This is a genomic window from Halomonas sp. DP3Y7-2, assembly GCF_019800795.1.
GTDB classification, from domain to species: Bacteria; Pseudomonadota; Gammaproteobacteria; order Pseudomonadales; family Halomonadaceae; genus Halomonas; species Halomonas litopenaei_A.
Genome location: NZ_JAHVKJ010000013.1, coordinates 158,743 through 173,767, shown reverse-complemented (window position 1 = coordinate 173,767; position 15,025 = coordinate 158,743). Strand labels below are relative to the sequence as shown.

12 protein-coding genes are annotated in these 15,025 nt (G+C 65.0%); 5 read left to right on the top strand and 7 right to left on the bottom strand.

From position 1 onward, the window contains the following. Positions 1-198: 198 nt before the first annotated feature. Genes KUV45_RS18795 through KUV45_RS18785 form a run of 3 tightly spaced genes read right to left on the bottom strand, consistent with a single transcriptional unit; the run spans position 199 to position 3,621 of the window. Positions 199-1,443: an ABC transporter substrate-binding protein gene (locus KUV45_RS18795; protein WP_224851858.1), complete on the bottom strand. Its 1,245-nt coding sequence runs from the start codon at positions 1,441-1,443 to the stop codon at positions 199-201. After that, entirely contained in the window at positions 1,440-2,921 is a 1,482-nt protein-coding gene (locus tag KUV45_RS18790; protein ID WP_222161620.1) for a sensor histidine kinase, read from the bottom strand. Before KUV45_RS18790 ends, KUV45_RS18795 begins: the two co-directional genes overlap by 4 nt. A 34-nt stretch (positions 2,922-2,955) precedes the next feature. Beyond that, positions 2,956-3,621 (bottom strand): response regulator, encoded by a 666-nt coding sequence (locus tag KUV45_RS18785; RefSeq protein WP_206940108.1) that lies wholly within the window; start codon positions 3,619-3,621, stop codon positions 2,956-2,958. A 220-nt stretch (positions 3,622-3,841) separates the two neighbouring features. Between KUV45_RS18785 and KUV45_RS18780 the strand changes: the two genes are divergently transcribed. From KUV45_RS18780 to KUV45_RS18765, 4 genes are all read left to right on the top strand, one after another. Then, positions 3,842-4,825, top strand: a complete 984-nt coding sequence (locus KUV45_RS18780; protein ID WP_222161619.1) for a tripartite tricarboxylate transporter substrate binding protein — start codon at positions 3,842-3,844, stop codon at positions 4,823-4,825. Next, a complete protein-coding gene (locus KUV45_RS18775; protein WP_222161618.1) occupies positions 4,822-5,256 on the top strand; it encodes a tripartite tricarboxylate transporter TctB family protein in 435 nt (144 codons plus the stop codon). The genes KUV45_RS18780 and KUV45_RS18775 overlap by 4 nt, the downstream gene beginning before the upstream one ends. Before the next feature lie 42 nt (positions 5,257-5,298). After that, positions 5,299-6,804, top strand: a complete 1,506-nt coding sequence (locus KUV45_RS18770; RefSeq protein WP_206940114.1) for a tripartite tricarboxylate transporter permease — start codon at positions 5,299-5,301, stop codon at positions 6,802-6,804. Positions 6,805-6,946: 142 nt separating this feature from the next. Continuing rightward, entirely contained in the window at positions 6,947-8,017 is a 1,071-nt protein-coding gene (locus KUV45_RS18765; RefSeq protein WP_222161617.1) for an AbrB family transcriptional regulator, read from the top strand. A 27-nt stretch (positions 8,018-8,044) separates the two neighbouring features. On the opposite strand, the gene KUV45_RS18760 is transcribed toward KUV45_RS18765, so the two are convergent. The 4 genes from KUV45_RS18760 to KUV45_RS18745 all read right to left on the bottom strand — a co-directional run bounded on the left by KUV45_RS18760 (position 8,045) and on the right by KUV45_RS18745 (position 13,226). Further along, positions 8,045-9,172, bottom strand: a complete 1,128-nt coding sequence (locus tag KUV45_RS18760) for an alpha/beta fold hydrolase (protein ID WP_222161616.1) — start codon at positions 9,170-9,172, stop codon at positions 8,045-8,047. Positions 9,173-9,242: 70 nt separating this feature from the next. Continuing rightward, on the bottom strand, positions 9,243-10,814 hold the full coding sequence (locus KUV45_RS18755; RefSeq protein WP_222161615.1) for a GMC oxidoreductase: 1,572 nt from the start codon (positions 10,812-10,814) through the stop codon (positions 9,243-9,245). After that, a complete protein-coding gene (locus KUV45_RS18750; RefSeq protein WP_222161614.1) occupies positions 10,811-11,428 on the bottom strand; it encodes a hypothetical protein in 618 nt (205 codons plus the stop codon). The genes KUV45_RS18755 and KUV45_RS18750 overlap by 4 nt, the downstream gene beginning before the upstream one ends. Before the next feature lie 61 nt (positions 11,429-11,489). Next, positions 11,490-13,226 (bottom strand): alkaline phosphatase D family protein, encoded by a 1,737-nt coding sequence (locus KUV45_RS18745; protein ID WP_222161613.1) that lies wholly within the window; start codon positions 13,224-13,226, stop codon positions 11,490-11,492. Positions 13,227-13,564: 338 nt separating this feature from the next. On the opposite strand from KUV45_RS18745, the gene xseA reads away from it, so the two are divergent. Further along, positions 13,565-14,956 (top strand): exodeoxyribonuclease VII large subunit, encoded by a 1,392-nt coding sequence (gene xseA, locus KUV45_RS18740; RefSeq protein WP_222161612.1) that lies wholly within the window; start codon positions 13,565-13,567, stop codon positions 14,954-14,956. Positions 14,957-15,025 lie beyond the last annotated feature (69 nt).

Below are 15,025 nucleotides of genomic sequence, written 5' to 3'. Positions count from 1 at the left end.
GGAGGGAGGGAAGAAGTTAATCGCGCATTATAACGTTTCGCCCCACCATCGGGCAATGTGCCCACTCGATACTGCCATGGCTCGGCCCTGTCCTGCGCCCTCTCACGCCGTCCTCAAGCCCGCCTGTGACGGGCGCTGCCTGCCCTCGATGAAGTCCCGCTATCGACGCGACAGCCCAGGTTCATCTGCGCCCACTGCTTATCTGTATCGAGAGTCTCCCTGTGTCGAGAGTGACCCCGTGTCGATCGATGCTTTCGCATCCGCTGTCTCACCCTTTATCTCCGACGGTGCCTCTATCTCCGACGGTGCCTCGATGTCGGCCTTGCCTGCGCTATCGCCAAAGCGTGCTTCCCAGCGATCGATAAACTCCTGGCGCCGCACCGGATCAACAAACGCCAGCAAGGACGCCTTGGGCAGAATCGGATACAGCCTCTCCCCGACCTGAGAGCGCAGCCGTGCTGCCGTATAGGGCCCGGTCACGTCGGGGCGAATGCTGAACAGTGGGGTCTGCCCCGCCAGCACATGCTGGCCGGCTCGACTCAACAGAAACTTGACGAAGGTGGCGGCCGCCTGCGGATGGCGGGCGTGACGATGAACGAACGCCAGACGCATCAGCACCAGGGAGTAATCCATGGGCACCTGCACGATGACCTCAGGATGCTCCTGGGCGTAGACCATGGCGTAGGACCCCAACAGGTTGTAGCCCAGCCAATAACGCCCGTCGCTCAGCCCCCGCAACATGTCTCGGGTGCTGGCTTCCAGCTGGGTGTCGACCGCCCCCATCGCCGCCACCAGATCCCAGAAGCGCGAGGAATAGCGTGCATCCTGCTGTGCCAGGGTATAGCCCACACCGCTGTCCAGCGGTGAGTAGGTCGTCACCCGGCCGGACAATCGCTCTGCCTCGGTGGCCAGCAGGCGGTGCAGGTCACCATGACTCTGGGGTGGCAGCATGTGTCGGGACAGGTCGAGTCGATAGGCCATCACCACCGGCTCGAAGGTAAAGGCGAAGACCTCATCGCGCCAGCGTGCCCAGGCTGGCCAGCTGTCGATTTCGGGCCCCTGCAGACGCTGAGCCAGCCCCTGGTTGGCGCGGTCCATCTGCCAGGGCATCGCAGAGCTGATCACCACGTCCGGGGTCTCCGCTCTCCACTCCGCTCCCCCTGGCTGAGACTCCGCGACAGGGTCGACCGACGCGGTGCCTGCCACCACACTGCGATCCACCTCAAGCGTCGATCGGTCGATAAAGCTCAACGGAATCTCCGGATACGCGTCGCGGAAGGCCTCAAGCAGAGGCTCGACTACATCCAGATCAAGTGCGGCCGAGATCACCAGTGGATCCTCCACCGTCGGCACGCTGTCCTGTGAATCACCACAGCCCGCCAGCGACACCGCCACCAGCGACAGCGCCATCACCCACAGCAGCATGCTTCGCCAAGACTTCATGCCTGCCCCCCTACTGGCACGTCGCTCGCCTCTTCTAACGCCGCTGTCAGCGGGGCCTGTTGCATCTCGTCGTCGGCCAGCGGCAGCGACAGCGTTACCCTCAACCCCTGGGGCTGGCAGTGCGCGAAGGTCAGCGTTGCCCCCATTCGGCGGGCCGTGGTCTCGACAATGGCGAGTCCCAGACCTGAACCAGCGGTGTCCTGGCGCCCCGCCCGCTGGAACGGCTGGCCGAGGGTAGCCAGCGCCATGTCGCTGACGCCCGGGCCATTGTCCACCACTGACACCTGAACACGCCGAGATGCCAAGTCCCTGGACGGGGTCTCTCGTTCCATCATCACCGTTATCGCGCTCCCTGCCGGGGTATAGCGCAGCGCATTGTCGATCAGATTGCCCAGCGCTTCTCGCAGCGCCCAACCCTCGACGCGCACCAGCACAGGCCCGGCGGGCACCTCGCCCAGCCCCAGGTCGTGATCCCGGGCCTGGTCTCGACCCGCCCAGTCCAGCGCAACATCGCGCACCAGCGCGGTCAGCTCCAGCGCCGGGCATCCCTGATCCTGGTCAAGGTGCCTAAGGCGCGCCAATGACAGCAACTGTCCCGCCAGGCGACTGGTATCGTCGACCCGCTGGTGCACCCGTACCAGCGCATCGCGCCAGTGCTCTGGGGAATGACTGCGAAGCCCGAGTTCACAGGTGGTCTTCAACCCGGCCAATGGGGTCTTCAACTGGTGGCTGGCATCGGCGGTAAAACGCAACAGATCTTCTCGCCCCTGGCGCTGACGGGCAAACAGGTGATCCAGGGCCTGGACCAATTCGTGCAGCTCCTGGGGTACCTTGGCCGACAATGGCCGAAAGTCATCGGCACTTCGTGACCTGAGCTGTCGTCGCAATCGTCGCAGCGGCAGCAGCACTGCGCGCACGGTTAGCCCCATCAGGGCGCTGGTCATCAGCACCATGGCCACAAACCGCGACAGGGAGCCGCGGAACAGCGCCCAGGCGAGCGCCTTGCGGCCTTCCAGGGTGTGACCGACCCAGACCTGTACCGGCAGCTGACTGACCCAACCCGCCGAGGCCACCCGCTGCCCATGGACCCGCAGGTCACCCCGGGAGGTCATCAAGTCGCGGGACAGGCCACCGGCATCCAGCCTGTCCTGCCAGGCGGAGGGAATCACCACCGGCCAGTTGCGCGACAATACGCCGCCGTCCTCGTCGAGCACCGCGTAGAACACGCGATCCTGACTGTCGGTGGAGAGTATCTGCAGCGCCGCTTCGGGCACCACCACATGGGGCACCCCCTCACGCCAGCGAACCGCTTCCGCGATCGTCAGTGCAGCCGCCTGCAATTGGGCATCGAAGGCGCGATTCGCCGCGCGCTGACTGCTGATCCAGGCCTCCGCCATCAACGCCAGGCCCAACAGCAACACGGTGACCGACAACCACCCGAGCAACTGCCGTTTCAGCGAGCTCCCGAGGGTGATCACAGCATCGCTCCATGGCTAGACTGGCGAGACGACATCACGCGTCATCTTCCAGACGATATCCCAGCCCACGAAACGTGCGAATCCGCAGTCCAGAGTCCTTGAGCCGCTTGCGCAGACGGCTGACATAGACCTCAAGGGCATTGGAGCCGACCTCACCAAAACCAAACAGACGCCCTTCCAGGGTTTCCCGCGGGGCAATGGCCCCGGCATGCAGCAGCAGGCTCTCGACCAACAGCAATTCGCGATGAGGCAGGGCCATGGGCTCACCGAACAGGCTGGCGGCACCGCTGGCCGGGTCGAAGGTCAGTGGGCCAAGGCTCAGGCGGTTATCGGCACGTTGCTGGCTGCGCCGCAGCAAGGCGCGCACGCGCGCTTCCAGCTCGGCCAATTGAAAGGGCTTGGCCAGGTAGTCGTCGGCCCCCAGGTCGAGTCCCCTGACTCGGTCATCGAGAGCATCCCTGGCCGTCAGCAGGATGACCGGCGTGCGATCGCCGCCATCACGCATCTCGGCCAGCAGCGACAGGCCATCACCGTCGGGCAGCCCGATATCGAGCAGCACCAGGTCGACGCCACCCTGGCGTAACGCTGAACGCGCAGCGGCACGGGTCGACAGCACCTCGACAGTGTTGCCAAGCGGTGTCAGGGCCTCCACCAAGGAGCGGCTGATGAGGGCATCATCTTCAACGACGAGAAGGCGCATGAGACTAATGTCTTATCCGTAAATCAGGTGGATGACAGGTTGATGAAAGCTAGAAGGCCTAGCATCCGCTGGGCTGACGATACGCGCCGTACGCTTCGCTCCGGTTGGCCAGTGCTGCACGCCACTATCTTGCGCTAGCTTGCGCCAGCGCCGTGCCAGGCGCCGTCGGCAACACCCATCACTTTCGTCGACTCATAATAATATCTGATCAGGAGTACGCATGAAGACTACCATAGCCCTTCCCGCAGGCCTTGCTGCACTGCTGCTGGGTGCCAGCCTGACGACCGGCACGGCCCAGGCTTCCGACGACGCCGAGTGCATCGCTCCGGCCAAGCCCGGCGGCGGCTACGATCTGACCTGCCGTCTGGCGGCCAATGGCCTGCTCGAGACGGGGCTGATCGAAGACCCGATGCTGGTGACCTACATGCCCGGCGGCATCGGCGCGGTAGCCTACAACCACGTCAACGGCGTGCGTACCGATGACCCCAACCTGATCGTCGCTGCCAGCACAGGCGCCGCCGTCAACCTGGCGCTGGGCAAGTTTGGCCAGTATGACGCCAGCGAAGTGCGCTGGGTCGGCGCGCTCGGCGTCGACTACGGTGCCATCGTGGTCAAGGCCGATGCTCCCTGGCAGAACCTGGAAGAGCTGATGACCGCGCTGCAGGAAGATCCAACCCAGGTCGCCTTCGGTGCCGGCGGCAGCGTCGGCAGCCAGGACTGGATGAAGGCAGCCCTCACCGCCAAGTCCGCAGACGTCGACCCCAGAAGCCTTCGCTACGTGGCCTTCGAAGGCGGCGGCGAAGCCCTGGCGGCTCTGCTGGGCAATCACATCCAGGTCTTCACCGGTGACCTCTCCGAGCTCAAGTCGCAGCTGGAAAGCGGTGATATCCGAGTCCTGGCCGCATTGGCCGAAGAGCGCGTCGAGGGCCCCTACGCCGACATCCCCACCGCCGCGGAACAGGGCTATGACGTCGAGTGGCCGATCTGGCGCGGCTACTACATGGGCCCCGAGGTCAGCGATGAGGCTTACCAGTCCTGGGTCGAGAAGTTCGAACAGCTGGCCGAGAACGACACCTTCGCCGAGCTGCGGGAAGCTCGTGGCCTGTTCCCCATGGCGCTGTTCGGAGATGACTTCGACGGCTACGTGAAGGATCAGGTTGCCGAGTTCAAGCAGCTGGCCGCTGATGTGGGTCTGACACAATGAGTCTTGCCGCCGACCGCTGTCTGGGGATTGCCCTGATGGGGTTGGCGGCGTTTACCGCCGTCAACGCCCTGTCCCTCGAGGTGCCGTTCAGCTACGACCCCGTCGGCCCCAAGGCCTTTCCTCTGGGGCTCTCGATCCTGCTGGGCCTGCTGTCTGTGGTGCTGGTGATTCGTCCCGGCGAGAACGGCCACTGGCCGGACAAGCGCCTGGCGCTGCGCCTGGTCGGCGTCCTGGCCCTGCTGCTGGTCTACGCCTTGCTGTTCCCGCGCCTTGGTTTTGCCATCAGCTCGATGCTGGTGATCGCCGCCCTCGCCCGGCTGTTCGAGGCAAGCTGGCCGAAGGCCATTGCCACCGGTGTGCTGATGGCCTTCGGCGGCCAGTGGCTGTTCACCCATGGCCTTGGCATCACCCTGCCCGGCCTGCCCTGGTAAGCCAGGCCACCGACGCGACCGCTTTCTGCTCAAGGTATCCCCATGTTCGACTTCCTTATCGAAGGCTTCGGCGTTGCCCTGACGCCACTCAACCTTGGCCTGGCCTTTCTTGGCGCCCTGCTGGGCACCCTGTTCGGGGCTTTGCCGGGGATCGGACCGATCAACGGTATCGCCATCCTGATGCCGCTGGCCTACACCCTGGGCCTGCCGGCCGAGTCCGCACTGATTCTGCTGGCGGGTATCTACACCGGCGCCGAATATGGCGGCCGGATGTCCAGCATTCTGCTCAACGTGCCGGGCGATGCCGGCGCCGTCATGACCACCCTGGACGGCCACCCGCTGGCCAAGAAAGGCCTAGCCGGCCCGGCTCTCGGCCTGTCTGCCGTGGCTTCCTTCATCGGCGCCACCATCGCCATCATCGGCCTGACCCTGTTTGCCCCGCTACTGGCCCGGGTAGCGGTGATGTTCGGTCCCGCTGAATTCTTCGCCCTGATGGTGTTCGCCTTCTCTTCCATGTCCGTAATGATGGGCAAGGATCCAATCAAGACTGCCATCGGCGCCGTGCTGGGCGTGTTGATCGGCACCGTTGGCGTCGACTCCGGTACCGGCGTCATGCGCTACACCTTCGGCATGCCGGAGCTCTACGATGGCATCGACTTTGTGGTGATGATCATCGGCCTGTTCGCCATCAGCGAAATTCTGCTGATGCTGGAACACGCCCATCGCAAGGACGTGGACAACGAGCTGCCACCGCTGGGACGCGTGTTCGTCAGCCTCAAGGAAGTGCTGGCCTGCAAGGGCACCATGCTGCGCTCAGGGGTGCTGGGTTTCATCATCGGGGTGTTGCCAGGTACCGGTGCCTCGGTCGCTGGTGCCGTCTCCTACACCACCGAAAAGCGCCTGGTCGACAAGGACAACACCTTTGGCACCGGTGACATGCGCGGCCTGGCCGCCCCCGAGGCCGCCAACAACGCCTCTGCCGCCGGTTCGTTCGTGCCCATGCTGACCCTTGGCATTCCCGGCTCCGGCACCACCGCCGTGTTGCTCGGCGCCCTGATGCTCTACAACATCACGCCGGGCCCGATGATGTTCTCGCAGAACCCGGAAGTGGCCGGTGGTCTGATTGCGTCACTGTATATTGGCAACCTGGTGCTGCTGGCTCTCAACCTGCCCCTGGCCGGGGTGTTCGCCAAGGTGCTGACGATCCCCCGTTGGGTACTGGTGCCCGCCATCGCCGTGCTATCCTTCGTCGGGGTCTATCAGCTGCATTCCGACCTGACCGCCATCTACCTGATGCTGATCATCGGCGTGTTCGGCTACCTGCTGCGCAAGCTGGGCTTCTCGCTGGCCCCGGTCATTCTCGGCTATGTGCTGGGCGGCTTGATGGAAGAGAACCTGCGCCGTGCTCTGGCGATCAGCGGAGGCGATACCTCCATCCTGTGGCAGTCCGGCATCTCGCTGGGACTGTGGATCGCCGCCATCGCGCTGCTGGTGCTGCCGTGGCTGGTGCCGATGTTGCTGAAACGGCGTCCGTCGGCACAGTCTTGACGCTATCCCTGCGCGGCGCCTGATGGCGCCGCGCGCCGTTTAACCACGACCCACATCGACGGCCATCTGAACCGGTCGACCACTATCCCCGATATCGTTACTTACCCACGACCCACTGCCGGTCGCCCTGCCAGGAGACGCCATGCCCGCCATTCCCTCTTCTCTTCCCTCCGGCGCCTGGCGATTCCTTCCCACCCTGGCCCTGGGCTCGGTGGGCGGCTACCTGGCCTACCTCATCGATCTGCCGCTCCCGTGGCTGCTGGGGGCGCTGATCACCACCACCCTGATCAGCCTGACCGGCATCAAACTGGGTTCCCCCGGGCGCCTGCGCAAGGGGGTTCTGGTGGTGATCGGCGTCATGCTGGGTTCGGCCTTCACCCCGGAGCTTTCAGGCAATCTCTCTGCCTGGCTGGCCAGTGCCGCCATCATGCTCGCCGCCACGGCGGTGATGATGGTGGTCGCGGTCGCCTTCAGCTACAAGGTGGCGGGGCACTCGCTGGACACGGCCTTATATGCTGGAGCCCCTGGTGGACTGTCGGCGCTGCTGATGATGGCCCATGAGTCCGGCGCGGATCTCAAGGCGGTGGGCATCACCCACGCCGTGCGTATCCTGGTGCTGCTGCTGGCGATTCCTCCTATCCTCACCATCATGGGCCATGTAGATCTGGCCGGCGCCAGCAACGGGCCCACCCGCTGGAGTGAACTACCCACCCTGAGCGGAACCGCGTGGCTGGTGGCAGCGGCAGCGCTGGGCGCACTGGTAGGCAAGGTCTTGCGCCTGCCCAACGCCCTGCTGTTCGGCCCCGCCCTGGTATCGTCGATACTGCACTTCTCGGGGATGACCCACGCGGTGCTTCCGCCTGCGTTGATCGCTCTGGCCCAGGTCGTCATCGGCACCTCGGTCGGCGTGCGCTTCGTCGGGGTCGCGCTGTCGGAGATGGCCAGACATCTAGGGCTGGCCGTGGTGCAGGCGCTGATTCTGGTGATTCTGGCGGTCATCGCCGCCTGGGTCGGCCAGGCCCTGACCGGCATGTCCGTCGCCGCGGCCCTGCTGGCCTACATGCCGGGTGGCGCGCCAGAGCTGAGCCTGGTGGCACTATCGCTCAACATCGAGCCGGCGTTCGTCACCTCCCACCATCTGTTGCGCATCACCGTGCTGCTGATCGCCCTGCCGCCGCTGGTGACATGGGCCCACCGGCGACTCAAGAGCTAGGCCGCCTGGTCTCTCACCGCCTGCGGCTCATGCGTTGGCGCTGATGAAGTCCATCAAGCGCGGGAACACGTCTCGGTCAACCCGCGCCCCCATGAACACGTCCTGGTGGCCATAGCCCTCGACAATGTCCAGGCGATGGCGACCAGGCGCCGCCTTCTCCAGTGCGCGGTGGCAGTGCAGATTGCTGTCGCTGAAGACTCGGTTATCGCGGCCGGTAAGCAGCAGGCATGGCGTCTCGATGCGCTCTGCGGCGACCAGGTAGTCATCGGGCAAGACGTCATACTCGGGCGCCTTGCGCATTCTCACGGTGCGATGCCCTCGGCGCAGCATCTTCATGACGTGACGGTGATAGTTGAGCCCTACCGGGCCATACAGGTCTCCGCCTCGCCGGTGGGTGCGCTCGTCCAGGTTGTGATGGTGATATAGCGCCGGCCAGCCGGTGCCCCACATCAGCGACAGCATATGGCAGGCAGGCACGTCGCACTCCCGGTGAAACAGCGAGACGCCCTTCGACAGCAGCTTGCCCAGGGTCAGGCGAGGGTCGTCGCTCCAGCGCGGGCTGACATAAGGCTGCTGCAGGATGCGCTCAACGATAAAGGGAAACACGTGGCCCTTGACCATCGACCAGCGTGGCACGTGGGGCGTCAACGCCACACTGTTGAGCACGCAGGAGCGAATCCCCCGGATGGTGCCGCCGAACAGGGCCATGGCAACACTCATCGACCCAAGGCAATGAGCGATGACATGCAGCTGCAGCGCATCCCCGGCGGGATCGCCGGTCAGGCGACGAATCGCCGCTACCGCTGCCGGTATGTCATACACCGCGCAGTCATCCATGGAATAGCGGGTGGGCTGCAGGTTGTAGGGGTGGCGGTTGCTCATGCGGAAATCCAGCGTCCACACCTCGTCGATCCCTTCGTCCAGCAGAAAGCTCACCAGGTTGCGGTGTTCGGGCTGGATGAACATGTCGCTTGATGTCGTCAGCCCATGCACGATCATGACCGCCCGGCGCCCTTTGGCGCAGGAACTGGAACCGCGACTACGGACAAAACGCAGCAGCGACAGACCCAGGCCGTCACCGGTACAGAAGCCATGCTGGCTGATCTCGGCATCGGTCACGCCTTCCAGGGTGTGCAGTGCGATTTCCCGGACCATGGGGTCACCTCTCTATCATCGACCCTGCCGCCACCGAAGAGCCTCATCCTGCCCAGGCAGCAATGTCTTCTCAGGCCAACATCCGCGCCATGGCACGTTCGGCCAGGGCAGCGATGGTGCGTGATGGGTTCAGCCCCAGCGCGCGCGGCACGATGGCACCGTCGAGCACGTACAGCCGCGGATATCCGAATACCTCGCCGGCGTGGTCGACCACCCCGTCCCAACGGTTCTCGCCCATGGGGCAGCCTCCCAGGGGATGAGGCGTCACCAGGTAATCCAACAGGCGCCAGCTGGGTGGCTCGATGGCGACGCCTCCGGTGAGCTCACTCAACTGCTTGTGTCGATCGCACAGGGCCTGAACCACCGAGCGTGACGCATCCACGCGGTAATCCAGCGACAGCGCGGGCTCTCGCTCCAGCCAACGGCGCGAGAGCCGCAGCACGCCATCGGCAACATCCACGCCCTGGCCGAACCACGGCATCAGGCAACGATCCGGGTCGTTGTGCTTGAGCGCTTCCGCCAACACCGCACGCCAGCCGCTTCGCAGCATGCCGGCGACAGAGGAGTGGGCCAGCAGCCGCGACAGCGCATGGCCTATAAGGTCCGGGTAGCCGCCGTCCTCGACAAGGTAGCGCCGGCCCTGGTCGATACCGTCCAGAAAGTCGATGGCCGCACTGATGGTCGGGCCGCGACAGGGATCGATACGCCGATTCGGATACATCGCGGGCGTCAGGAAGTCGCCATTGGCGCACCAGCGATGGCCCAACAGGGGCGACAGTTCCGGCAAGGTGCGGTACTGGTCGCGAGACCGCAGCAAAAGCTCGGTGGAACCCAGCGAGCCCGCCGCCAGGATCACCCGTTCGGCCCGCTCGTGGCGGATGGTTGGTGCGCCCTCGAGATGCTGAAAGGTGACCCGGTAGCCATCGCCCTCTGGCACCAGCGAGCGGACCAGGCTCAGCGGGCGAATATCGCAGCCAAGTTGCTCTGCCCTGGCCAGATAGTTGAGGTCCAGGGTATTGCGCGCTCCCACAGGACAGCCGATATCGCAGTAACCGCAGTGGATGCAGGTCCCCTGGGACTTGCCGTAGGCATTGAGGCTCTGCCGACTGTGCCGACGATGATGCGGCTCTTCCAGCCGGTAATGCCAGTCCGGGTCAAAGCGCACCGCCAAGGGCAGCGAGCGGAAGCGTTCAGGGTGCCCGCTGGCCTCCGCCGCCTGCTTCAGCAGCTTGTGGCGCTCGCTGACCTGAGCCGAGGGCACTTCACAGACCTCCAGCATTTGCCCGACGCGCTGCTGGTAGGGCGCAAGTTCGCTGTAGCTGATGGCCTCCGGCCAGCCGCTGTCGAAGGCAAACGGCTGGGCAGGCACCGAGACATTGGCGTAGACCAGAGAGCCACCGCCTACCCCCGCTCCCTGAGCCACCGCCATGCGCGGAAAAAAGCGCAGGTCGAGCCAGCCATGGCGGCCCCGCGGTTCTTCAACGTCGAAGCACCAGTCATCGTCAGGCCCCCGCGGGAAGTCCTCGCGCTCCCAACGCCGTCCTCGTTCCAGCACCAGCACCCGCTGGCCAGCCTCGGCCAGACGACAGGCCGCCACTGCGCCACCAAATCCGGAGCCCACCACAATCGCGTCGTAGCTCATGCGTCGGACTCCCGGCGGATCACCCAGGGGGCATACAGGTGCCACAGTTCACCGAAGAAGAAGCGACCAAAGTCCGCGACCGTCGCCAGGTCCCCCCGACCGCTGGGCGTCAATGTCCCGAGCATGGCCATCAGCTCCGCTACCCCCAGGTGGAGTACCCCCGCCCCTATGATGTCGGCGGTGTCGCTGACACCTTCATGCAAGGTGGTATACAGCGTCGTGGTGTCTCTCCACAGATCGGGCCCAGGATCATCGTGTACGCGCTTGACGCCATGCAGAAAGAGTCGCCTGTGGCCGTATTCCAGCAACGCATCGTAGACCATCTGACGCCCGGCTCCGGGCCCCTGGGAAAACAGCTGAAAATCGCCTTCCAGAATGACCAGGCCCAGCCCCAGGGGGGCAAAGTCAACCACGCCACCCAGCTTGCCGTGGTGATGCTCGTCGGCCAGAAAGGCATTCATGTCGTCGATCTGGATCTTGGCGTGCAGCGCAAGCTCGGTGCCTTCGCGATGTCCCAACCGCTCACCGCGCTCGGGCATCTGGCTATCCAGCGAGAAGTGGCCGGACATGGTCTCCTCGAAGGTCAAGCCTGGCGCCATGGTGATTCTGTTCACACGCTCCTCCCTGCCACGATGGTTGCTCCCCTGGCTCGCCTCAATTGCCAACAGTCATCGGCTACCAGGGACTCAGCTCGAGGTCGTTATAGGCCACGGTCTGGCCATTCGGTCCCGCTACCTTTACCTCGTGACCGTCCCTGTCCAGCACCCTCACCCTCAGCCGATGGCGCTGGCGATCCACCTCGAGGCGGCAGAAGTTCTCCTGCTGATAGAAGCCGTATGCCCGGTAGTGCAGGGTCATGGCACCGTCGAACAGCGGGAAGCCATCGCGCTGACCCGCCACCCGGGAGTCGTGCACGAAGCCGTTGGGGTCTCCATCGGCCCAGAAGAACGGCCAGTACAGGGCCGAGGAGGTAATGTCGTAGAGCCGCTGACCGCCGCCGCCTCCCTCTTCTTCAACATGCATCTCAGCAATATTGGCGCAGTGAACGTCGCCGCTGAGAAAGATCACGTTGTCGATACCGGCGGTGACGATGTGCTCGATCAAGGCCTTGCGGGTCGTTGGAAAGCCGGACCAGCTGTCGCTGTCGGCTCGGCGTGACAGGTTGGTGCGCGCCAGGTCCACCGCCGCCTGGTCGTCGTGGCCATCTAGGCTGGGGTCCAGTCGCTCGTCCAACGGGCTGGGGGCAAACACCGTGGAGGTCACGATGAACTTGGGGACCGCTCCCCACCGCGCCTGCTGGTCGCTCAGCCATTGCAGCAACAGATCCAGCTGAGAGGGGTGCAGGGGGTCGATACTGGGCCGCCCCAGCAGGTGATTGTCCATCACCCGCCCCTCGCGCCCGTAGGTGCGATGGGTGCGGGTATCGCAGACGAAGAAGGGATAACCGCCGCAGTCGAAGTGATAGTGCAGGTGGCGACCGAAGCTGCGTGGCCCGTGGGACCACTGGTAGCTCATGTAAGCACCGATGGCGACGTTGAACAGCTCGCGCTTGGCGCTCAGCCGGTCGCGATGCCAGTTGTCCTCGATCTCGTGGTCGTCAAGGATCATGTACACCGGGGCCTGGCGCAGGAAACGCCGCGCCAGCGGCGAGCCAAAGGCCGTGCGATAGCGCTCCTGGAACTCCGCGAAGGTATCGGCCCGACCGATCGGCAGGTAGCGACTGTACTGGTCGGCGTAGATCTGGTCACCGACCAGCAGGCTGAAGCGCGCTGCCGCTCGGCTGCCTCGGGGGCGCAGGTGCTGCTGCATGGGACCGAAGATGCGGTCCGACTCCTTGGTCTTCCATAGCGTGCCTGGATAGCGACAGGACCCCAACAGAAAGGCTAGACGGGCTGACGGCTGCTCCGGAAAGGTCGTGAATTCCGCCTCGCAGTGAGCGCCCTCCAGGCTGGCCAGCAGGTTGGACATGCCGCCGATATCCGGCAGCCGCGCCACGATCTCGCTATCGCTGAGACTCTCGACGTCTGGGGTGGTGTCATCCAGGGTCAGGGTGGCGACACGCACCCGGTAGCGGGTGTCCGGCGCCAGGGGCACCACGCCATCTGGCTGCCCCAGCGGAGCGACACCGTCCTTTGCGCCAAGGCCCTGCTCGGCACCCAGCTCGAAGGTGCCGGTGCGGTCGAATTCACGATGCAGGCGGAAGTAGAAAGCATGCGCCCGGGGTGGGCTGCCTGACAGCCGACACGGCATCCCGTTGTCTTCCACCACGGCTACCAGCCCCACAGTTCTCAGCGAGGCGCTAAGATCGACTCCGTCGTCGCTGGGGGCGATGCCACGCACCCACAGCCGGCAACTATGGGCGGTGGTATGTCCGACGATAGGCCCGATATCGGGCGAGCGCAGTCCCGACATGGGGCCTCCTGCGTCACGATGTCTCGTCCCTGTGTGTCCAGTCCCTGTGTGTCTAGTCCCTGTGTCCGCGTCACGATGTGTCCAGGTCAGTGTGTCTGCATCACGACGTCGCCTGCGCGGTGCGGTTCGCTACGGCTCCCACCTCCGCCATCGCTCAACGTTGTGCAAACGCTGACATCACACACTGAGAGTAAAGATAGTTCGCCTTTGGTGAAGCGGCGACCTGGCCTCTGCTACCCTGTGGCTTCACTGCTGCCATGCCTGTTCCGACTGCCTGTCTTTTGGTGGAGTCGTTGTGACTGGCCTGGTTCACGCCCCACCCTTCAGGAATTGCCGTCATGTTGGATCCTTCGGACGACCCCCAGCACGTGCTATCGGTCAGCGATCTCAACCTGCGCGCGCGGCAGGCACTGGAAGCGGATCTTGGCGAACAGTGGATCGAAGGCGAGCTGTCTGGGGTCTCCAGGCCGGCCTCGGGCCATCTTTACTTCACCCTCAAGGACGAGCGCGCCCAGGTCAAAGCCGTGCTGTTCCGCACTCGAGCGCGATTCGTCTCTACGCCCATGCGCGACGGTGACCTGGTTCGAGTACGCGCCAGGGTGTCGTTGTTCGAGCCAAGAGGGGACTATCAGCTGATCGTGGAGGCGGTCCAGGCCGCGGGCGCTGGGGCGCTTCTGGCGGCACTCGAAGCGCTCAAGACCCGCCTGGCCAACGAGGGCGTCTTCACCAACGCACGCCCCCTCGCCTACCCTCCCCGCCATCTGCTGGTGCTGTCGTCGGCTACGGGAGCCGCCCTGCGCGACGTGCTGGCGGTGCTGAGCAAACGCTGGCCACTGACCACGGTGACGTTGATTGCCGTGCCGGTGCAAGGCGCCGAGGCGGCACCGGCGATCATTGCCGCCCTTAGTCTGCTCAATCGCCAGCCAGCGCTCGATCCCGCACAAGACGTGGTACTGATCACCCGTGGTGGCGGCAGCCTGGAGGACCTGTGGGCCTTCAATGACGAACATCTGGCCAGAGCCATTCATCATTCCCGTCTGCCGGTGATGTCAGCGGTAGGTCATGAAACCGACCAGAGCCTGTCCGATCTGGCGGCGGATGCCAGCGCGCCGACGCCCTCAGCCGCGGCCGAACGGCTGGTGCCATCGAAACAGGAGCTGGTCAGCCAGCTCAGGCAACTCGAAGGGAGACTCAAGGGCGCCCAGTTACGCCACTTGCAGCGGGAAGGACAGCGACTGGATCACCTGCGGGCGCGGCTACGCCATCCCGGGGAGGCCATCGTGCGCCAGCGCCAGACTCTCGACCAGCTGCGCTCGCGCATGGCGCGGGCCATGGCCGGGAGGATGAACGGCGAGCAGCAACGATACCTCGATCTGACCCGGCGACTGGCGCTACGCTCTCCACAACGGGCTGTGGCGGAGCATCACAAGCAGCTGACCGATCTGAAGCGACGGCTTGTGGCTGCCCAGCACCAGCAGCTGACGCGACAACGCCAGCGACTGAGCGCCACTGTGCGCGAGCTGCAGGCTGTCAGCCCACTGGCCGTGCTGGCTCGTGGTTACAGCATCCTGACCAATCCACGGGGTGAGGCGCTGACCCAGGCGAGCCAGACGCACCCAGGGGAGCACCTGCAGGCTCGCCTGCAGGAGGGGGTCCTGCATCTCGAGGTGATCGATACCGCCCCGGCCAGCGAGCGCTCTTCCACCGTCATCGATCCTGGCGGCTCCTGACAACGGGGACTGACAACGGCTTCTGGCGACGGAGCCCGCCTCACTGCGGAAGCCGTCGCCGGCTGGCGC